The 21,202-nt window shown below is 41.6% G+C and carries 23 protein-coding genes; 6 read left to right on the forward strand and 17 right to left on the reverse strand.

Annotation, left to right across the window (positions count from 1 at the left end; all coding sequences use genetic code 11):
* The first annotated feature begins 90 nt into the window (after window positions 1-90).
* The 4 genes from CEF22_RS14110 (at window position 91) to CEF22_RS14115 (ending at window position 1,291) form a co-directional block, all read left to right on the forward strand.
* On the forward strand, window positions 91-276 hold the full coding sequence (locus tag CEF22_RS14110) for a YhzD family protein (protein ID WP_095479900.1): 186 nt from the start codon (window positions 91-93) through the stop codon (window positions 274-276).
* A gap of 222 nt (window positions 277-498) precedes the next feature.
* Window positions 499-645 carry a hypothetical protein gene (locus tag CEF22_RS18570; protein WP_157843242.1) on the forward strand — a complete coding sequence of 49 codons (147 nt, stop codon included), beginning with the start codon at window positions 499-501 and terminating at the stop codon, window positions 643-645.
* A 125-nt stretch (window positions 646-770) separates the two neighbouring features.
* A complete protein-coding gene (locus CEF22_RS18575; protein ID WP_157843243.1) occupies window positions 771-926 on the forward strand; it encodes a hypothetical protein in 156 nt (51 codons plus the stop codon).
* A 128-nt stretch (window positions 927-1,054) separates the two neighbouring features.
* A complete protein-coding gene (locus tag CEF22_RS14115; protein WP_100404026.1) occupies window positions 1,055-1,291 on the forward strand; it encodes a hypothetical protein in 237 nt (78 codons plus the stop codon).
* 75 nt (window positions 1,292-1,366) lie between these two features.
* Here the strand turns inward: CEF22_RS14115 and CEF22_RS14120 are convergent, their stop codons facing one another.
* The 6 genes from CEF22_RS14120 to CEF22_RS14140 all read right to left on the reverse strand — a co-directional run bounded on the left by CEF22_RS14120 (window position 1,367) and on the right by CEF22_RS14140 (window position 7,593).
* The gene (locus CEF22_RS14120) at window positions 1,367-2,152 is read right to left on the reverse strand and encodes an enoyl-CoA hydratase (protein WP_100403370.1); all 786 of its coding nucleotides are present in this window, start codon (window positions 2,150-2,152) and stop codon (window positions 1,367-1,369) included.
* Between the two features lie 123 nt (window positions 2,153-2,275).
* Window positions 2,276-3,766 (reverse strand): coproporphyrinogen III oxidase, encoded by a 1,491-nt coding sequence (locus tag CEF22_RS14125; RefSeq protein ID WP_100404027.1) that lies wholly within the window; start codon window positions 3,764-3,766, stop codon window positions 2,276-2,278.
* Between the two features lie 765 nt (window positions 3,767-4,531).
* Window positions 4,532-4,906 carry a hypothetical protein gene (locus CEF22_RS18580; RefSeq protein WP_157843244.1) on the reverse strand — a complete coding sequence of 125 codons (375 nt, stop codon included), beginning with the start codon at window positions 4,904-4,906 and terminating at the stop codon, window positions 4,532-4,534.
* 182 nt (window positions 4,907-5,088) lie between these two features.
* Window positions 5,089-5,952, reverse strand: coding sequence for an HAD hydrolase family protein (locus CEF22_RS14130; protein ID WP_100403371.1), 864 nt, complete (start codon window positions 5,950-5,952; stop codon window positions 5,089-5,091).
* A gap of 86 nt (window positions 5,953-6,038) precedes the next feature.
* The gene (locus CEF22_RS14135) at window positions 6,039-6,392 is read right to left on the reverse strand and encodes a YlbF/YmcA family competence regulator (protein WP_095479909.1); all 354 of its coding nucleotides are present in this window, start codon (window positions 6,390-6,392) and stop codon (window positions 6,039-6,041) included.
* 64 nt (window positions 6,393-6,456) lie between these two features.
* A complete protein-coding gene (locus tag CEF22_RS14140; RefSeq protein WP_232726130.1) occupies window positions 6,457-7,593 on the reverse strand; it encodes a DUF445 domain-containing protein in 1,137 nt (378 codons plus the stop codon).
* Between the two features lie 154 nt (window positions 7,594-7,747).
* On the opposite strand from CEF22_RS14140, the gene CEF22_RS14145 reads away from it, so the two are divergent.
* Window positions 7,748-7,942: a hypothetical protein gene (locus tag CEF22_RS14145; RefSeq protein ID WP_095479910.1), complete on the forward strand. Its 195-nt coding sequence runs from the start codon at window positions 7,748-7,750 to the stop codon at window positions 7,940-7,942.
* 65 nt (window positions 7,943-8,007) lie between these two features.
* On the opposite strand, the gene CEF22_RS14150 is transcribed toward CEF22_RS14145, so the two are convergent.
* Complete coding sequence (locus tag CEF22_RS14150; RefSeq protein ID WP_095479911.1) at window positions 8,008-8,268, reverse strand: metal-sensitive transcriptional regulator; 261 nt, start codon at window positions 8,266-8,268, stop codon at window positions 8,008-8,010.
* A gap of 256 nt (window positions 8,269-8,524) precedes the next feature.
* Here CEF22_RS14150 and CEF22_RS14155 point away from each other — a divergent pair, with 256 nt between their 5' ends.
* A complete protein-coding gene (locus CEF22_RS14155) occupies window positions 8,525-8,737 on the forward strand; it encodes an alpha/beta-type small acid-soluble spore protein (RefSeq protein ID WP_100403372.1) in 213 nt (70 codons plus the stop codon).
* Window positions 8,738-8,794: 57 nt separating this feature from the next.
* Here CEF22_RS14155 and fumC read toward each other — a convergent pair whose 3' ends face one another.
* The 10 genes from fumC to CEF22_RS14205 form a co-directional block, all read right to left on the reverse strand.
* Complete coding sequence (fumC, locus tag CEF22_RS14160) at window positions 8,795-10,174, reverse strand: class II fumarate hydratase (RefSeq protein WP_100403373.1); 1,380 nt, start codon at window positions 10,172-10,174, stop codon at window positions 8,795-8,797.
* A gap of 111 nt (window positions 10,175-10,285) precedes the next feature.
* On the reverse strand, window positions 10,286-10,867 hold the full coding sequence (gene leuD, locus CEF22_RS14165; protein WP_100403374.1) for a 3-isopropylmalate dehydratase small subunit: 582 nt from the start codon (window positions 10,865-10,867) through the stop codon (window positions 10,286-10,288).
* Between the two features lie 13 nt (window positions 10,868-10,880).
* Window positions 10,881-12,293 carry a 3-isopropylmalate dehydratase large subunit gene (leuC, locus tag CEF22_RS14170; RefSeq protein ID WP_100403375.1) on the reverse strand — a complete coding sequence of 471 codons (1,413 nt, stop codon included), beginning with the start codon at window positions 12,291-12,293 and terminating at the stop codon, window positions 10,881-10,883.
* 71 nt (window positions 12,294-12,364) lie between these two features.
* The gene (gene leuB / locus CEF22_RS14175) at window positions 12,365-13,474 is read right to left on the reverse strand and encodes a 3-isopropylmalate dehydrogenase (RefSeq protein WP_100403376.1); all 1,110 of its coding nucleotides are present in this window, start codon (window positions 13,472-13,474) and stop codon (window positions 12,365-12,367) included.
* Between the two features lie 18 nt (window positions 13,475-13,492).
* Window positions 13,493-15,040: a 2-isopropylmalate synthase gene (locus CEF22_RS14180; protein ID WP_100403377.1), complete on the reverse strand. Its 1,548-nt coding sequence runs from the start codon at window positions 15,038-15,040 to the stop codon at window positions 13,493-13,495.
* The gene (gene ilvC / locus CEF22_RS14185) at window positions 15,027-16,052 is read right to left on the reverse strand and encodes a ketol-acid reductoisomerase (RefSeq protein WP_100403378.1); all 1,026 of its coding nucleotides are present in this window, start codon (window positions 16,050-16,052) and stop codon (window positions 15,027-15,029) included. Before ilvC ends, CEF22_RS14180 begins: the two co-directional genes overlap by 14 nt.
* A 32-nt stretch (window positions 16,053-16,084) precedes the next feature.
* Window positions 16,085-16,606 (reverse strand): acetolactate synthase small subunit, encoded by a 522-nt coding sequence (gene ilvN, locus CEF22_RS14190; protein ID WP_094836537.1) that lies wholly within the window; start codon window positions 16,604-16,606, stop codon window positions 16,085-16,087.
* A complete protein-coding gene (gene ilvB / locus CEF22_RS14195) occupies window positions 16,603-18,318 on the reverse strand; it encodes an acetolactate synthase large subunit (protein ID WP_100403379.1) in 1,716 nt (571 codons plus the stop codon). Before ilvB ends, ilvN begins: the two co-directional genes overlap by 4 nt.
* 374 nt (window positions 18,319-18,692) lie before the next feature.
* Window positions 18,693-20,357, reverse strand: a complete 1,665-nt coding sequence (ilvD, locus tag CEF22_RS14200) for a dihydroxy-acid dehydratase (RefSeq protein ID WP_100403380.1) — start codon at window positions 20,355-20,357, stop codon at window positions 18,693-18,695.
* Window positions 20,358-20,665: 308 nt separating this feature from the next.
* Window positions 20,666-21,202, reverse strand: a 537-nt coding sequence (locus tag CEF22_RS14205) for a penicillin-binding transpeptidase domain-containing protein (protein ID WP_269799387.1), incomplete at its 5' end; no start/stop codon positions are given.

Here is a 21,202-nt window from a genome sequence, read left to right on the forward strand (position 1 = left end):
ATTAAATGCCAAAAAGTTCCGTAAAGATTATTTTTAAAATTTTCTAAATTCATGTAAAATAAACATATATAACGATAAGGGGGAAAAAGCATGCAAACTTACAAACTAACAGTCTTTGAAAAAAACGGAGAAAAATTATTAGACGAAGCCTTTGAAGCTAGAAACGACGAAGAAGCAAAAACACTAGGACAAGAAATCCTTCATCGCCACGCCTACGAAGAACACACCCACCGCTGCACCTCACCACTAGGAAAACTAGTACTATTCCATGTGTGATAACTAAAGCGGAAAGCGCTGTTTAGCGACGTATGGACTGGAACGAGCCGCACGAGATAAAGGAAACACGATGAACGTCAGTGAATCGATGTTGACTTATCGCAAGGAGGAGCGTGGAAGTTCACTAGTCGCTAGCGCTTGGAGCTGGATGATAACTAAAGCGGAAAGCGCTGTTTAGCGACGTATGGACTGGAACGAGCCGCACGAGATAAAGGAAACACGATGAACGTCAGTGAATCGATGTTGACTTATCGCAAGGAGGAGCGTGGAAGTTCACTAGTCGCTAGCGCTTGGAGCTGGATGAGGACTAAAGCGGAGCCGACTGTTCAGACACGACAAGCAAATGTTCTGACGCTGAAAAGGCGATGAGCCTTGTAAGTGGCAGGTTATTTGACTCGAGTGTCTAGGAGGCGGAGCTAGATGATAGCTAAAGCGGAAAGTGCTGGTCAGCGACGTATGGACTGGAACGAGCCGATCGAGATAAAGGAAACACGATGAACGTTAGTGAATCGATGTTGACTTATCGCAAGGCGGAACGTGGAAGTACACTAGTCGCTAGCGCTTGGAGCTGGATGGTAGCTAAAGCGGAAAGTGCTGGTCAGCGACGTATGGACTGGAACGAGCCGATCGAGATAAAGGAAACACGATGAACGTTAGTGAATCGATGTTGACTTATCGCAAGGAGGAACGTGGAAGTACACTAGTCGCTAGCGCTTGGAGCTGGATGATAACTAAAGCGGAAAGCGCTGGTCAGCAACAAATTTTTAAGGAGACTTTCATGAAAATTCGTTCAGTAAAAGAAAAAGATTATAAAGCCCTTGCCCCACTAATCAACGAATGGTGGGGTGGCAGAAACATGTCTGATATGCTACCTAAACTCTTCTTTAACCATTTTACAAATACAAGTTTCATCGCTGAAGAAGAAGGCGACAAAAAAGTAGATGGTGTTTCAGTCAATACTGACTACGATGGACTAAACCAAGACAGAGTATTATTTGTGAAACAGCTAGATTAATCGGGAGTGCTCTTTTAATCCAAATAAAAGCATCCATTTTGATCAACCATCAAAATGGATGCTTTTTATTCTACATTAACGCCCTGTAAACATAGGCTTACGCTTTTCTATAAACGCTTGAATGCCTTCTTGATGGTCTTCCGTTTGTCTCATATTAAGCTGAGCTTGCTTTTCTAATTGTAATGATTGGATAAGTTTAGCTTCTTGCAGTTCTACATATATGGTCTTTGTCGCAATCATCGCTTTGAGCGGCTTTTGCTTAATATAGTGTATTAGCTGCTCCACTTTTTCGACCAACTGACTTTCTTCCGCCGTTTGATCGACCAGTCCAATTGCTTCCGCTTCTAATCCACTCATCACTTTCCCTTCCCAAATAAGCTGCTTAGCCTTCACTTCTCCTACTCGTCTTTCCATCATAAAGTGACCGGCTCCATCAGGAATCAATCCAATTCCGATGAAATTCATTGCAACCTTTGCTTGATTACCACAAATGACATAATCAGCGGCCAGCGCTAAACTCAATCCTAATCCTGCTGCAGCCCCATGAATCGCTGCAATCGTCACTTTTGGCATTTTGTATAACGTTGTGACCAAATCCGAAATGACATCCATAACTACAAAAAGCTGTTCGTTATCTAATCCCATAAGCATTTGTTTAATATCTCCCCCTGAAGAAAACGCATGCCCTTCGCCAGATAACACGACAACCTTAACATGATCGTCGCTACTTACTTGTTGTAAACAAGCGAGTAGTTCCTCCATCAGTTGCACATTTAATGCATTCATTGACTGTGGACGGTTCAAAATAATCCTTGCCACTCCCCCATTGATATCGCATTTCACCGTTTCAAATTTACTCATGTTATCCCTCCCTATTATTAAGGATACAAAAAATGAAGCATCATTCATAGTTATTTTTTAAATATTTAGAATTTTTATCACAAAAAACCTTGCCCCTGTAAAAGAGCAAGGTGAAATCCTGTTTTATTTAAATATTTCATTTAAAATCGCAATCTTTTTATTCGTATATTCTTCAAATCGTTCGTTATAGGTTTTCGGATCTTTCGGATTAGCAAAGTGCTCAATTTTTCCGGTATTCGGATCGATAAATTTACTCGCCGCTCCACAGCCGATACCGATAATCGTCTGTACTTCTTCCATAATAACAATATTGTAAATGCTCTCTTGTCCCGGCATACAATAGCCGACATTTTCTAAATTGCCAAGAATATTTTTTTGACGATATAAATAGTAAGGCACATACCCATGATCCTTCGTCCACTGTTCAGCCATGCCCATCATCTGTTCCACTTCGGAGCGGTCCGCCACTTTATACTTGTCTTTATTTTGTGTCATTTCGGAAGCTCTTTTAAACGACAGCGTATGAACCGTTAAGGACTCCGGCATTAATTTCTCCGTTTCATCCAGGGAATGTTTAAACTCCTCGCATCCTTCACCCGGCAAACCGATAATTAAGTCCATATTAATGTTATTCATACCATTTTCTCTAGCTAACTGATATTTATCAATCGTTTCCTCGACTGTATGATGTCGACCGATAGCTTTCAGCGTTTCCTGCGTATATGATTGCGGATTAATACTAATCCGATCAATGTTCCATTTTTTTAATACATCTAGCTTCGCTTGCGTAATCGTATCAGGTCGTCCAGCTTCAACTGTGATTTCACGAATGTTCTCTACGTCAGGAAACACTTGATACATCAGCTCATACAGCTCGTCCATTTCCTCTGCGGTAATCGCCGTCGGTGTCCCTCCTCCGTAATAAACGGTCGTGATACGTACACCTTTTTCTTTTAACCAGCGGCCAATTGCTTCCATTTCAAAATGCAGCCCGCTTAAAAAGGAGGATACACGCCCTTGCTTTCCTTGAATCGCAAAGGCTGGAAACGTGCAATACGCGCACTTTGTGGGGCAAAAAGGAATCCCAATATAAATACTGACTTCTTTTTTCAAATCATATAAATCTGGCACAATCGCTAGCTGACGTTCTAAAATCCGTTGCATTAAATCTGTTTTCTCTTCTATCATTAAATACTCTTCTTGCAATTTACGATGAGCAACTTCTGTCGGAACACCTGCTTGATTTTGACGATGCAACAATTTAGTGGGACGAATACCTGTTAAGATACCCCATTTTTGCACAACTCCCGTGTATTCTTGAAGTACATGTAAATACACATGCGACACGATATTTTTCAAGCTCTTGAAATATTCTTTTTCTTTATCGGCCATAATTCGTTTCTCATAGCGAGCGACAAATTGCTCTCCGCTCTCCTTAATCGTCAAAACAGCCTCCGCTGTCACATCGGTTTCTCCTGTTAACGTAAAAGACACTTCCAGGGAACCGTCATCCCCTGTCATATCAATCTTTGTTTCCTCAAAAAACAAATTAGCAATCAACCTCAAAGGCCGTTCATACCGCTCATCCTCTAAACCTTTAACACTAATTAACACACCCAATCACCCTTCTACACAATTTGCTCCATCTAGCATACTGAAAACTAAACAATATGGTCAAGTATAGAAAAGCGGAAAGCGCTGGTCAGCGACGTATGAACTGGAACATTCCGCACGAGATAAAGGAAACACGATGAACATAGTGAATCGATGTTGACTTATCGCAAGGAGGAATGTGGAAGTTCACTAGGAGCTAGAGCCTGGAGCGGGAAAAATAGAAAAGCGGAAGGCGCTGGTCAGCGACGTATGAACTGGAACATTCCGCACGAGATAAAGGAAACACGATGAACATAGTGAATCGATGTTGACTTATCGCAAGGAGGAATGTGGAAGTTCACTAGTCGCTAGCGCCTGGAGCTGGACAAATAGAAAAGCGGAAGGCGCTGGTCAGCGACGTATGAACTGGAACATTCCGCACGAGATAAAGGAAACACGATGAACATAGTGAATCGATGTTGACTTATCGCAAGGAGGAATGTGGAAGTTCACTAGTCGCTAGCGCCTGGAGCTGGACAAATAGAAAAGCGGAAGGCGCTGGTCAGCGACGTATGAACTGGAACATTCCGCACGAGATAAAGGAAACACGATGAACATAGTGAATCGATGTTGACTTATCGCAAGGAGGAATGTGGAAGTTCACTAGTCGCTAGCGCCTGGAGCTGGACAAATAGAAAAGCGGAAGGCGCTGGTCAGCGACGTATGAACTGGAACATTCCGCACGAGATAAAGGAAACACGATGAACATAGTGAATCGATGTTGACTTATCGCAAGGAGGAATGTGGAAGTTCACTAGTCGCTAGCGCCTGGAGCTGGACAAATAGAAAAGCGGAGCCGACTGCCCAGACACGACAAGCAAATGACAGAATGACGGAATGGCGTTCTTCAGCCATGCAGTCAGGCTGGCATTTGACTCTAGTGTCTAGGAGGAGGAGCTGGACAAGTAGAATAGCGGAGTCGACTGCCCAGACACGACAAGCAAATGACAGAATGACGGAATGGCGTTCTTCAGCCATGCAGTCAGGCTGGCATTTGACTCGAGTGTCTAGGAGGCGGAGATGGACAAGTAGAAAAGCGTAGCCGCCTGCCCAGACACGACAAGCAAATGACAGAATGACGGAATGGCGTTCTTCAGCCATGCAGTCAGGCTGGCATTTGACTCGAGTGTCTAGGAGGCGGAGCTGGACAAGTAGAAAAGCGGAAAGCGCTGGTCAGCGACGTATGAACTGGAACATTCCGCACGAGATAAAGGAAACACGATGAACATAGTGAATCGATGTTGACTTATGAACACGAAAAAAAAGCGGCTTTTTCCCACCGCTTAGTCGACTTTATTCACTTCTTCTACAGCATTTTTATGCTGATGTCGCAAAAGCTCCTTCACCACATAAGCCATGCCTTCTTCTTTATTCGTCCTAGTGACCCAATCAGCAGCTTCCTTCACTTTCGGATCAGCATTTCCCATGGCAATGCCTATTCCCGCTTGCTGAACAGCTTCTTCATCATCTTCACTAATCCCAATTACCGCAATTTCTGACCTAGAAATCCCCAATTGCTCGGCTACATACACAATACTATTCCATTTAGAGACACCGGTTGCTGTCATTTCAATTTTATTTTGATCTCTACTAACAAAATTTATATGTTCAAACATATTAGCTAATGCTTGTAAAGCTTCATCCCTTTCTTCGCAGTTATGAAATGTCGCTTGAACCGATAGCGGCGAAATCCGCTCTTCTAATAAGTGCTCACCTAAAGAATCAACAAAATATTGGGAATAAAGAAACTTTTGAGTTCGTTGCCAAATCGTTCTTTTCACTAATGTAGCTGGTAGCTTCCCTTTATTACTCACTGAAAAATTTTCATTTTCTACAGTAATTTGACAGTCAAATGATTCTAGAAATTGGATTAAATCAAATGTATCATCTTCAGAAATTCTTTGAATATACATCGGCTTATTTTGACTGGAAATGACATATGCACCATTATGGGCAACAAGGTGACTTTCGGAATGTAATGCTTTCGCTATTCGTTTGACAAATGCATACTCTCGCTCGGAAAACAAGAGGATAGGTACTTTTTTCTTATGTGCATATTCAATCGCTTCTTTCGTCGCTTTGCTCACACGTCCTTTATTTTGAGAAAAAGCGCCCATTATATTCAGCGCTAATAACCGATACGCCATCTGCGTTCCCCCTTCATGTTGTCTTACGTTAAAAATATGAACAACAAAATAAAAAAAGAACACCCAAATTGGGTGCCCTTTTCTAATTAGTCTACAACCGGACCGTACATTTCCTCAAGCGGCTTTAAAATAATTTTATTTAAATCAGCAATGACCATGCTCATGCGTTGCTCTGCTTCCATTAATTTCGAAATCTTCTCGTGTTGTTGAACAAGCATAACAGTTTGTTGCGCTTGTTGCACTTCTTCTTCTGTAATGTCTTGTCCTGTCATTTGCTTTTCTTGTAGTTTCATTTGAATGTCTCGGAACTCCGAAAATACTTTGTTCGCTTCTGGATCATTATTTACTTCTGCATATAATTGTTTTAATTGAGTATACTCCGCACTTTGGCGTACACCTTTCTCTAACTCATAAGCTAAATCATGTAAATTGATTGCCATTGTTGTTCCTCCTTTATCTCTTATACACTCACTTTAACAGACTATACCATGATTATGCGAATGTTTACGTAAATAGTCCAACAATTACTCCTTGAAGTAATCCGATCACTCCTCCTAGTAAGCCACCAAGGAAGGTGATCATCTTCAATTCTCGTCTCGAAATTTCTAGCACCATTTCTTCTAGTAGCTCAAGCGAAAATGTTTCGACTTGTTCACGCACAATGTCAGCAATATGAAGCTTTTCCATCATCAGCGGAATACGTGTAGCAACAAAGTGTCCACCTTTTTGAACGAGTGTTGGAATGACTTCATCAATAATTCTCTCTTCAAACGGCTGGATCAGATCCGACACAGATCGTCCAAATAAAGCATGAAGATTGAGCTGACGAAGAACGAGAGCTTTTCCCTTCTCTAACGCTTTCTCATCGGAAAATTGAGTAAGGACGTAAGACCATTTCCAATTGAGAATTTTTCCCCATTCATTTTTAAGCAATGTATCCATTAATTCTTTCGTACCTGGACTGTTTAAAAATTTGAGAATTTCCGGCTGAATTTTATCTTCTAACGTCGTGTTGCCAAGGATCATTTGTAGCATGCTCCCGAGCTTGCCCCACTCCGATAAAAAATCGTCCGTCATTTTTTTGATTCGTTGTCGACCTTCTAAGCTAGAGAAATAATCGACTCCTTTATGAATAATATAATCCGATACTTCAGGAATCTTCCCTTCAATTTTATCAATCCATTCAACAGGAAGGGATTCTCCAACCGTTTGATCAATATAGAAGTCTTTCATGCTACGGTATTTCTTGTCAATCCATTGTTCTACCCATTGCTCTGCCTTTTGCTCCGCTCCGTGAACATTCACTTTTTCCAAAACTTCAGAAAGCGTCTTATCGGAAGCAAGGAACGGTTTTGCCTCCTGTTGCAAAAGGGACACGATGTCTTTCTGAAAATCAGGGTGGCTTAATTTGCGCTCAATACTTTCCGGCGTTAATAAATATTCAGCAACCATCTTTCCAAGCTGTTCTGCGAGCTCACCTCGCCTTTTCGGAATTAATCCAGGTGTAAATGGCAGTTGCCATTTCCCTATATAAAGCGGACGATAAGGATGAAACAGCATTCTAATCGCAATGGAGTTCGTGACCGCTCCAATGACCGCTCCAATGACAATCATAAATAATAATAACAAAAAGAAATTCATTTTCCTGTTCACCTGCCAAACTGTTCGTCACCGATTTCAATCGGCTCTTTCATTATAAATTTATTTAGCGAATTTTAGCAAATATTGTTCACTATAAGATGACTGAATAAAACCCTTCATTATGCACAAATTAATGGTAAAGGAGGTTTTTTTAATGCAGAAAAAAGATGTGGAATTTTCCTTTCTTCCAGATACTCAGTTTGAAGGAAAACATAAAGCCTTTTTAGACGTCGATCGCATGATCAATGAAGGACTTTCTGGAGGGTCTGTTCATATGAGAGAAGACGAAATCACGTCTAATATCGAAGAGGCACATATTTTAGTTGACGAAACGCCTCCTAGAGCATAAAAAAAGCTGTCCTATAAGTGCCTGACGCCGAAAATTGGTGTCTGGCACTCATTTTTAGACAGCTTTTATCTGCTTTTGACAATCATATTCACTGCTTCTTGAATCGCTTCTTCCGCATTTTGACCTTTTTCATTTGCTTCACGAATGCAGCTTTCAAGATTTTTAGCAACGATTAATCCGATAGAGCGGTCAACCGCTGAACGAATCGCTGATAATTGAGTAACAACTTCCTTACAATGCTTTTCTTCTTCCATCATTTTAATTACGCCACGAATTTGTCCTTCAATACGTCGCAATCTATTAGTGACTTCACGATTATGATCCATGTTTCTCCACCTCGTTCAACATACTCTGTAACAATTATAGCATAGAGCTTGAAAAAACGCCTTTTTAATAGAAACAACAACAGGTAAAAATTACCGCTCAATACGAATGAATAAACCGTAAAAAAGAAAACATAATAGTAATACAAGCAGCAAGCCACTCACATTAATGGGCTCACCAGATAGTCTGGCCTCTTAAAAAAGGACTGGTGCAATTCCAGTGGCCCAACCAAAAATCATACAACAGGAGATGACAAACATGACAAACGCAAATCGTAACAACAGCAACCAATTACTAGTTGCAGGAGCACAACAAGCTATCGACCAAATGAAGTATGAAATCGCTTCTGAGTTCGGTGTAAACCTTGGTCCGGATTCAACTGCACGCTCTAACGGTTCTGTTGGTGGAGAAATTACGAAGCGTCTAGTAGCAATGGCTCAACAACAAATGGGCGGCTACCAACAAAAATAACCCTTTTACAACTTCATATTTATGGCTAGAGCCCTTGAATTCTTTCAAGGGCTCATCTTATTTTTTCAAATGAACCATTTCGATTGGATTTACCCATTTATCATATTGATCTGCGGTTAAATGGCCTGTTTCCATCGCTGCCTCTTTTAATGTTAACCCTTTACTATGAGCAAACTTGGCAATCTCGGCTGCTCTTTCGTAACCAATATGCGGATTTAAAGCTGTGACAAGCATTAATGAACGTTCCATTAACTCCTTAATAACAGCTTCATTCGCCTCTATTCCTTGCACACATTTTTCATCAAAGGAGCGAATACCATCCGCTAGTAAGCGAATCGACTGAAGCATGTTATAAATAATGACCGGCTTAAATACATTTAACTCAAAGTTACCTTGACTCGCTGCAAAGCCGATCGTTGCATCATTGCCAAACACTTGAGCAGCAATCATCGTTAACGCTTCACTTTGGGTTGGATTGACTTTCCCTGGCATAATCGAACTGCCTGGTTCATTGGCTGGAATCGTAATTTCTCCAATTCCGCTTCTCGGCCCGCTCGCCAACCAACGAACATCATTAGCGACCTTCATCATATCGGCTGCAAGCGCCTTCAATGCTCCATGCACATAAACGATTTCATCATGACTCGTTAGCGCATGAAATTTATTAGTAGATGATTGAAAAGAAAAACCTGTTTGCTTGTGTAACTGTTCAGCCACTTTTCGCCCAAAGGAAGGATCGGCATTAATCCCTGTGCCAACCGCCGTTCCACCAATCGCTAAATTTAGCAAACAAGATTGTGATTGCTTTATCATTTTAGCACTTCTTTTTACCATCGTCCGCCATCCGGAAATCTCTTGTCCTAACGTTAAAGGTGTGGCGTCTTGCAAATGGGTACGACCAATCTTGATCATGTCCATATATTGTTCTTCTTTTTGCTTTAATGTTCGATTTAACTGCTTTAGAGCAGGCTTTAAACGTTTTTCAATCTCTGCATAAGCAGCAATATGCATCGCAGTCGGAAAGGTATCATTTGAGCTTTGTGACATATTCACATCATCATTCGGATGAACCCAACCTTCTTTGCTAGCTAATTCATTGCTTCTTCTCGCAATCACTTCATTCACGTTCATATTCGACTGCGTACCACTTCCCGTTTGCCACACAACGAGCGGAAAATGTTCATCCCACTGGCCGGTTAAAATTTCTTCACAAGCTTTTGTAATCGCCTGTGCTTTTTCTTTTGATAATTTCTTCAACTCTCGGTTAACAATTGCAGCCGCTTTTTTCAAATGAGCGAAGGCATAAATCATTTCCATCGGCATTTTTTCAATCCCAATTCGAAAGTTTTCCTTACTGCGCTGCGTCTGCGCTCCCCAATATTTATCTGCTTCCACTTTCACTTCGCCTAAAGTATCTCTTTCTACTCGATATTGCATATCCATTCCCCCTCTGTAAACTTTACCCCTATCACTTTTCCCTCTTTTCCCAAAAAACATTCACGTTGGTAAAAGAAAAAGAAGGCCTCGACGTAGAGACCTTCCTTTGTTTTATCGTTGCTGTTCGTATGCAGCAATTTCTGCTTCTAAATTCAATGTGACAGCAATTTCATCCCAGCCGTTTAATAGCATTTCTTTCCAATAAGGATTGATATCAAATGACGCTTCAAAGCCGTTTTGATCGGTAATGCTCTGCTCTTTTAAATCAATGAACAAGCGATACTCTGGCTGTTCAGCTTTTTTCATAATCGTTTGGACTTCATCCTCTGTTAAACGAATCGCTAAAATGCCATTTTTCACACAGTTATTATAAAAGATATCCGCAAAGCTTGGAGCAATAACAACGCGGAACCCATGGTCTAGCAATGCCCACGGTGCATGCTCACGCGAGGATCCACAGCCAAAATTCTCTCCAGCCACTAATATTTCTGCCTGCTCATATTGCGGTTGGTTCATGACAAAATCGGCTTTTTTCACACCGTCATCATCAAAACGCCAATGATAGAAAACAAATTGTCCAAAGCCTTGACGTTCAATTCTCTTTAAAAACTGCTTCGGAATAATTTGATCGGTATCAACATTTACACGGTTGAGAGGGCAGACAACACCATTAAATTGATTGATTGCTTTCATTTCATTCTCCCCCTTATTGTTGTACGCCTACTAATTGGCGTACATCTGTAAATTTACCAGTCACCGCAGCTGCAGCCGCCATTGTCGGACTCACAAGATGCGTTTTCGCTCCATTTCCTTGGCGCCCTTCAAAGTTACGGTTAGACGTCGATGCACAACGCTTGCCTGACGGAACGATATCATCATTCATCGCTAAACACATACTACATCCAGACTCGCGCCATTCAAAGCCTGCTTCAGTAAAAATTTGATCCAACCCTTCTGACTCTGCCACTTGTTTCACCGCTTGCGAACCTGGGACAACAATTGCTGTTACACCTGCTTGCACCTTGCGTCCTTTCGCCACTTCCGCAGCTGCTCGCAAATCACTGATACGCGAATTCGTACAAGAACCGATAAAGACATAATCAACTGGAATATCTGCTAATTTCGTTCCCGCTGCTAGCCCCATGTAATCTAACGCTCTTGCGACGGACTCTTGATCCGCAGCACGTTCAAAATCTTTCGGATTTGGAACTGTAGCACCAATACCGCTACCCATGGAAGGATTCGTCCCCCATGTCACTTGTGGTTCAATTTCTTCTCCATTGATCTCAAATGTTTTGTCGTACACAGCACCTTCATCTGTCGCAAGCGCTAACCATTTCTGCGCTAATTCCTCAAATTCTTCTCCTTCTGGAACGCGACGACGACCTCTTAAGTATTCGACCGTTTTTTCATCTGGACTAATCAGCCCTGCACGTGCACCTGCTTCAATAGACATGTTACAAACCGTCATTCGCTCTTCCATTGACAAATCGCGAATCGCTTCACCGGTATATTCCATAATATAGCCTGTCCCAGCATTGACACCATATTTGGCAATGACCGCTAAAATCAAGTCTTTCGCCGTTACTCCGAAGCCAAGCTTGCCGTTAATTTTAATTTGTAACGTTTTTGGTCTTGCTTGCCACAATGTTTGAGTGGCCAAAACGTGCTCGACTTCACTTGTTCCAATTCCAAATGCTAACGCCCCAAAAGCTCCATGTGTAGATGTATGGCTGTCTCCACAAACAATTGTTTTTCCTGGTTGCGTTAATCCAAGCTCTGGCCCAATGACATGCACAATCCCTTGATCTGGATGATCAATATCTGAAAGTTCTACTTCGAACTCTTGACAGTTTTTCTCTAACGTTTCCATTTGCGTTTTGGAAACAGGATCTTTCACAATATGACGATTAACAGTTGGTACGTTATGATCCATCGTCGCATACGTTAAATCGGGACGACGAACTTTGCGGTTGTTCATGCGCAACCCTTCAAATGCTTGTGGAGAAGTGACTTCATGAACTAAATGAAGATCGATATATAAAAGGTCCGGTTTCCCCTCTTCTCTATGCACGATATGATTTTCCCATATTTTTTCAATAATTGTTTTCGGTGTCATAACTAGCCCCCCACTGGCTTTTTTTAAAAAAGAGGGATTCCTGCAATGAGGAATCCACTTATGTTTCTCTATTACATATAAGCACCCATGATTGAAGAAATAGCGGATCCTTCTTCTACTCGTTGAACAATCAATTCAATCATTTGATCGGTGCTAACGACCGTTCCACCCTCAATTTGCAAATCGCTCGTACGGTAACCGGCATTTAACACTTCTTGTACCGCTTGTTCGATCGATTCTGCTTCCTCACGAAGATTGAACGAATATTTCAACATCAACGCCGCTGATAAAATCATCGCCATCGGGTTCGCTTTATTTTGTCCAGCAATATCCGGAGCCGATCCATGCACGGGCTCATATAAACCGAAGCCATCAGCACGTAAGCTAGCGGATGGAAGCATGCCCAATGAACCAGTGATCATCGATGCTTCGTCACTTAAAATATCGCCAAATAAGTTTTCTGTCACAACGACATCGAAATCGTTCGGACGGCTTACAAGCTTCATCGCCGCAGCATCGACATACATATGCTCAACTTCTACTTGTGGATAAAGTTTCGCTTTTTCATTAACAATTTCACGCCACATGCGACTAGATTCTAGCACATTCGCTTTATCTACAGACGTCAGTTTCTTTTGACGCACAACCGCTAGTTCAAACGCTTGATCGACGATACGTTCAATTTCTTCTCTTGTATATTGCAACGTATCGACAACGACGTCTTGATGTTCTCCTCGGCGTTCACTTGGCTTTCCGAAATATAAGCCGCCCGTCAATTCACGAACAATCATTAAGTTCACACCTTCTGCAATTTCAGGTTTAAGTGGTGAAGATTGCAGTAATGTTTGAAAAGCAAGGACTGGACGTAAATTAGCGAAAAGGCCGAGCTCTTTACGAATGGCTAGCAACCCGCGCTCCGGACGGATATGAGAAGGTAAGTGATCCCACTTTGGTCCACCTACCGCTCCAAGTAGAACGGCATCACTTCTTTTACAAAGATCAAGCGTTTCTGTTGGAAGAGGCGTGTTAGAAGAGTCAATCGCTGCTCCTCCAATTTCACCGTATTCAATCTCGAATTCATGACCGAATCGTTGACCGATCGCTGCTAAAACAGAAGTGGCTCCTTTCACAATTTCTCGGCCAACTCCATCTCCAGGTAATACTGCAATTTTCTTTTTCACGTTAACCCCTCCGTTACATCAAATGTGAGCTTTTTGTATATCTTGTTGCTGTGCTTCGATCGTCAATACTCGATTCACAGCGTTTAAGTAAGCGCGTGCCGAAGCTTCAAGAACATCTTGTGCTGTTCCACGACCGCTTGATTCGATTCCGTTATAATTCACACGTACATACACTTCAGCTAGAGCATCACGGCCACCGCTAACTGAATTAATTTTGTAGTCATGCAATTTCACTGGACCTTTTAATAGACGTTCTAATGTGTTATAAATTGCTTCTACACTTCCTGAGCCTGTTGCTGCTTCTGTGACATTCTGACCGTCTGGCAAAGTGGCTGAAATAGTTGCCGTTGGAATATTTTCTGTTCCATACTGAACTTGGATCGTATTTAAAACGTAGTGGCTCACATCAACGGCTTCTGTCTGCTTATCCGCTAAGATGGAGAATAAATCTTCATCTGTAATTTCTTTTTTCTTATCAGCTAAGTCTTTAAATGTTTGGAATGCTTCATTTAGCTTGTCATCAGCTAATTCAAAACCAAGCTCAATCGCTTTATTTTTAAATGCGTGACGACCAGAGTGTTTGCCAAGCACTAATTTATTTGATTTCACACCGATCAATTCTGGTGTAATAATTTCGTACGTTGTTTTCTCCTTCAGCACACCATCTTGGTGAATACCGGATTCGTGGGCAAAAGCATTGTCACCAATCACCGCTTTATTCGCAGGAACGATCATGCCCGTTAATTTACTAACTAGATTACTCGTACGCTTAATTTCATCTAGCTTCATATTCGTTGAAGCTTTGTAAAAATCATTGCGAATGTGAAGAGCAACAGCTACTTCTTCAAGCGCCACATTTCCAGCACGCTCACCGATTCCATTAATTGTTCCTTCCACTTGTCCAGCTCCAGCTTCAATAGCTGCTAATGAATTCGCTGTTGCCATCCCTAAATCGTCATGGCAATGAGCGGATAAAATCGCTTTATCGATATTTGATACGTTTTCTCGTAAATACGTAAAGATTTGTTTAATTTCTTGCGGCGTAATGTAACCAACTGTATCTGGAATGTTAACAACAGTTGCTCCTGCATCAATAACAGCTTCTGTGACACGTGCTAGAAAATCAAGCTCTGTCCGACATGCATCCTCCGCTGAAAATTGAACTTTGGCAAATTTTTGTTTCGCGTATTTAACAGCTTCAACCGCACGTTCGACCACTTCATCTTTGCTCATCTTCAACTTAAATTCACGGTGAATCGGTGAAGTAGCAAGGAAGACATGGATTCTTGGCTCAGCTGATTGCTTTAACGCTTCCCAAGTCGCGTCAATGTCTTTTTGATGCGAGCGAGCGAGCCCCGTTACTGAACTATTTTTGATTGTGTTAGCAATTAATTGAACGGCTTCTAGATCGCCTCTTGAAGCGGCAGGAAAGCCCGCTTCAATGACATCTACTCCTAATCGTTCTAACTGCTTAGCGATCTCTAACTTTTCAATGGTATTTAAGTTGACACCCGCTGATTGTTCCCCATCTCTTAACGTTGTGTCAAAGATCTCAATCTTGCGCACCAGCCGTCACTTCCTTCTTCGATTGTTTTTTGACAAATGGCATCATTTCGCGAAGTTCGCGTCCTACCACTTCAATCGGATGTTGTTTTTCATTTTCATTGATCGCTGTGAATTCTGGACGATTTAATTGGTTTTCTAACAACCAACCTTTTGCAAATTTTCCAGTTTGAATATCTGTTAATACATCTTTCATACGCGCTTTTGTTTCAGCTGTAACAACGCGAGGGCCCGAAACGAAATCTCCCCATTGTGCTGTATCAGAAATGGAATATCTCATTCCTTCAAGTCCACCTTCGTACATTAAATCAACGATTAATTTCAACTCATGTAAACACTCGAAGTAAGCGACTTCCGGTTGGTATCCAGCTTCGATTAACGTTTCAAATCCAGCTTTTACTAAAGCAGAAGCGCCACCGCAAAGTACAGCTTGCTCACCGAATAGATCCGTTTCTGTTTCTTCTTTAAATGTTGTTTCGATAATACCAGCACGGCCTGCTCCCACACCTCTAGCGTAAGCAAGAGCGATATCTTTCGCTTGACCTGTTACATCTTGATAAATACCGATTAACGCTGGAACTCCAGCACCTTCAGTATATGTGCGGCGAACTAAGTGACCTGGTCCTTTTGGTGCAGCTAAGAATACGTCTACATCCGCTGGTGGTACGATTTGATTGAAATGAACATTAAATCCATGAGCGAATGCTAATGCTTTTCCTGCTGTTAACTCAGGCTCGATTTCATTTTTGTATACCGCTGTTTGGTACTCATCTGGAAGTAAGATCATGATTAAATCTGCTTCTGCGCTTGCTTCACGTACAGATTTCACATCGAAACCGTCTGTTTCCGCTTGATCCCAAGACTTTCCTGGTCTTAAACCAACAACTACATCTACGCCGCTTTCACGAAGATTTTGCGCATGTGCGTGACCTTGAGAACCATACCCGATGATTGCTACCTTTTTATTTGCTAATACCGCTTCGTTAATATCTCCGTTATAATATACTTTTGCCATTTTTCATCATCCTCCGAAAATTTAGTTAATTTTTATTTTAAAATAGAGTATTGCTTCATTTCAGTGACTTGCTTTTGTGAACCTCGTGTAAGTGCTGTTTGCCCAGTTCGTGACAGGTCTTTAATGCCATATGGACGAAGCAGCTCAATCATCGATTCAATTTTTTCAAAGTTTCCTACTACTTGAATCGTGACGCTATCTCTTGCGACATCAATAATCGTTGCCCTGAAAGGCTCGATAATGACGTTAATTTCAGCGCGAGTTTGTGGTGTGGTCATCACTTTAATGAGAGCCAGCTCACGCGATACAATCGCTAAGTCGGTAATATCTGTTACTTTTAATATATCAATTTGCTTATTTAATTGCTTTAACACTTGTTCAATCGTTCGCTCATCTTCTACATGAACGATGACCGTCATCTTAGAGATCCCATCTGTTTCAGTTGGACCGACTGTAATACTTTCAATGTTAAATTGCCTTTTTGTAAATAAGCCAGTGATTCTGTTCAAAACACCACTTTGATTAAGAACAGTAACCGTTACAATGCGTTTCATGGTCTCACCCCAATCATTTCATGAAGTCCTTTTCCTGGCGCAATCATTGGATAAACTTTTTCTTTCGACTTAATACGGAAATCAATAAGTACCGCTTGACGATCATTCAATGTTTCTTGTAACACTTTCTCTGCCTCTTCTTCCGTCGAAACAGAGTAACCGCGGAGGCCATACGATTCTGCTAACTTCACAAAATCAGGCTGACATGGAAGAAGCGATTGCGAATATCTTTCTTCATAGAACGTTTCCTGCCACTGTCGAACCATTCCTAATGCTTGGTTGTTAAAAATCATAATTTTAACAGGTAAGTTCAACTCAGCAATCAAACCTAGTTCCTGCAATGTCATTTGGAAACCGGCATCTCCTGCAATGGCTACTACCGTATCATCTGGATAAGCAATCTGAGCGCCAATCGCTGCCGGGAAACCAAATCCCATCGTGCCAAGACCTCCAGATGTGATCCAACGATTTGGTTTATTAAAGCCATAATATTGCGCCGTCCACATTTGATGCTGTCCGACATCCGTCGTAACAATGGCATCCCCATTTGTGATCGTATGGATCATTTCAGTTAAACTCTGAGGAGAAATGCCCTCTTCATTGTCTGAATGCCATAATGGGTATTCCTGTTTATTCTTCTGTAGCTTACTCAGCCACTCTTTCGCATCAGGAGCGATTAATTCTAATGAAAGCAACTTCTTCAATGCTTCTTTCGCATCCGCAACAATTGGAATCTTTGTTTCAATATTTTTTCCGATCTCTGCTGGATCAATATCAATATGAGCGACTGTTGCATACTTCGCAAAATGCTGTAAGTTTCCTGTTAAACGATCATCAAATCTAGCACCAATATTAATTAACAAATCACTTTCGTACATCGCCATATTGGCTGTGTACGTTCCATGCATACCTCCCATGCCAAGAAATAGTCGATGATCTGATGGGAAAGAACCTAAACCTAGCAATGTATTGACAACAGGAATATTCATTTCTTCTGCAAACGTTAATAATTCTTCCGTTGCCCCTCCGTGTAACACTCCAGCTCCTGCTAGGATAACAGGCTTTTTCGCTTCAGCTAAGGCATCAACCAATTTCTTCACTTGTAAAACGTTTGGCGTTAAGTTCGGCTGATAACCTGGTAAATTGATTTCTGTCGCAAATTCCGGTTCGATCATCGTCGTTGCGATATCTTTAGGAATATCAATTAATACCGGGCCAGGTCTTCCTGTTGTGGCAATATGAAAAGCTTCACGAATAATTCGCGGCAATTCTTTTAAATCTCTCACTTGATAATTATGCTTTGTAATTGGCATTGTAATTCCGATCACATCGGCTTCTTGGAAAGCATCAGACCCGATCACGGTCGTTGCTACTTGACCAGTGAAAATAACTAATGGCAGAGAATCCATTAACGCATCGGTAATCCCTGTCACAAGATTTGTTGCCCCTGGACCTGATGTCGCAATGACAACTCCTGGCTTACCTGAAACTCTCGCATAGCCTTCTGCCGCATGAATGGCTGCCTGCTCATGTCGAGCTAAAATGTGACGAATAGGATTTTTGTATAGAGCATCATAAAGCGGAAGAACAGCTCCTCCCGGATAACCAAATACGACCTCTACATTTTCTTTTTTCAACGTTTCTATAAACAGCTCTGCCCCATTCATCGTCTCTTTTACTAGCTTCGTCTCCGCCTTTACTTTTGGACTCATTCTATTCCCCTCCAAATAGTTGTTTTATTCCCTAATTTGTAAGAGTGACTAGCTTTTTCAAAGAAAAGAAAACAACAAGAAAAGCCCTCCTCACCCTTACGCCTACTAATCCGATAAGCGCAGGGGTGAAAAGAGCTTTTCTTTCCACGGTACCACCCTGGTTTATGATATTTTTACAAATACCACCTCATGGACAATGATTCATTGTCCTTTTTGATAACGAGTAGTAGCTACTCGACCGATCCTACTAGCGAACGTTCAGATCAGCACTCAGAGGGGATGTCGTTGTAAGAGGTATTACCGGGTCTCAGCTCTAACCGGCTCTCTGTGAAATACGGATTCTAACAACTTTTTCCTCGTCAACATTTTCATTATTATATTTTCATAATTCCACCTGTGCTAGCGGAAGTCACTAATTTAGAATATCTAGCTAAATAGCCTTTTTTAATCTTTGGCTCCGGTTGAATGAAATTCTTCTTTCTTTCAGCCAGTTCCTCTTCCGTAATCACGACATTTAATGTTCGATTCGGAAGGTCGATAATGATTTGATCCCCATTTTCAATGAAAGCAATCGGACCGCCTTCAGCTGCCTCAGGAGAGACGTGACCGATGGAAATTCCTCTTGATGCTCCAGAAAATCTTCCGTCTGTCATTAGAGCGACTTTCTTCTCTAATCCGCGACCAGCGATAGCAGCTGTTGGAGCTAGCATTTCCGGCATCCCTGGACCACCTTTTGGTCCTTCATAGCGAATGACAACAACATGCCCTTCTTTCACAGTGCCGTTATTGATTCCTTCAAGTGCCTCATCTTGAGATTCAAATACGATTGCTTCACCCACCAATGTTTTAATTGAAGGATCAACAGCTCCCACTTTAATCACTCCACCGTCAGGAGCCAAATTTCCGTATAGGATGGACAGTCCACCCACAGGACTATAAGGATTGTCGCTTCGACGGATAACAGCATCATTCGTAATCTCAGCATCTTGCACATTTTCATACACTGACTTTCCAGTGATGGTGATGCGATCCTTATTTATGGCACCAATCTTACATAATTCATTTATAATCGCGCTAATTCCGCCTGCTTCATGAACGTCCTGCATCGTATAATCAGATGCTGGGCTTATTTTGGATAAGTACGGAACTCTTTTGGCAATTTCATTAATTCGATTGAGGTCATATTCAATTTCCGCTTCATTCGCAATGGCTAACGTATGAAGAACCGTATTTGTCGATCCTCCCATCGCCATATCAAGAGCAAATGCATCATCGATAGCCTCTTTCGTAACAATATCTCTCGGCTTCACATCGTTTTTGACCATGTCCATCAGATGCTTAACTGCTTGTTTAATGAGCTTATGTCGTTCATTAGATGTGGCTACGATCGTCGCATTTCCTGGCGGTGTTACACCTAACATTTCCATTAAAGAATTCATGGAATTAGCTGTAAACATCCCTGAACAGGATCCGCAAGTCGGACAAGCGCTAGACTCTATTTCTAGTAGCTCTTCGGCTGACATTTTCCCAGATAAGTGGGCGCCTACTCCTTCAAAAACAGAAACGAGAGAGAGTGGCTTGCCTGCCTGTGTTTTCCCGCCTTCCATCGGTCCACCTGAGACGAACACGGAAGGGACATTTGTTCTAACAGCGGACATTAACATCCCCGGTGTGATCTTATCACAGTTTGGAATATAGAATACTCCATCAAACCAATGAGCGTTGATCACCGTTTCTGCCGCATCGGCAATTAATTCTCTACTCGGAAGCGAATATCTCATGCCAATGTGACCCATTGCAATACCGTCATCTACTCCAATTGTATTGAATTCAAACGGTACGCCTCCAGCTTCACGAATGGCTTCTTTCACTACTTCAGCAAATTTGTTTAAGTGAACGTGTCCAGGAATAATATCGATGTAAGAGTTACACACCCCAATGAATGGTTTGTGCAAATCTTCTGTTTTCACCCCCGCTGCGTAAAGCAAGCTGCGGTGTGGCGCACGATCAATTCCTTTCTTTATCATGTCACTGCGCATGGTATCTCCTCCAGATGTCATAAAGCTACATGTACATTGCAACAAGTTGAAAAATCATTTTACTTATTTTGAATAGCACCATTTATCTAGCTAATCTGAAAATTAAGTTTATGTTGAGGTCAATCATATCTTGCTTTTCTCTATTGGTCAACACCTTTTATTAAATTTTTTGACTATTATAATTATTGGATGCTTATTCATAAAAAATGGAATCGCTTACAAGCTTGAAAGCATAGGCTTTTGATTTTTTTCGTCATGAATTTTTTTTATTTATCCGGCCAATAAAAAAGCGCCAAATAATCGGCGCTTTAAAAAAATTCATTCCATTTTTCAATCAGTTGGTCAATCCAACCTTTCTTTTCTTCTTTCTTTGGCATTTCTTCAATTTCGTTGACATCAAATGAAGCTTGTTCGATGTGCGGTGAAATTTCAGTCATAACTTCTTTAAACAACGGAACCACTCCGTCTGAGCTATTAGCGGTTAAATAATGCTCCTTACTCACCGCTTCTACCCCTACCCAAACGGTCCCTACGATGTTAGGCGTATAACCGACGAACCACTGATCTTTCGTTCCATTGATCCCTTCAATCGGCACTTGAGTAGAGCCTGTCTTACCTGCGACATCCATTCCGGAGATGCGTGCTTTCTGGCCAGATCCTCGCTCTACTACATTTAAAAGCATGGCTGTCATCTCATCAGTGACTTCCTTTGACGTCACTTCTACTTCTTTCGGGCCCCATTTTGGAGTGACTTGTCCATCTGGTCCGATAATTTTACGAATGAAGAACGTTTCTTTACGTACTCCATTGTTTGGAAACGTTGTGTAAGCTTCTGCAATGTGTAA

Source organism: Bacillus sp. FJAT-42315, assembly GCF_002797375.1.
Classification (GTDB): Bacteria; Bacillota; Bacilli; order Bacillales; family Domibacillaceae; genus Bacillus_CE.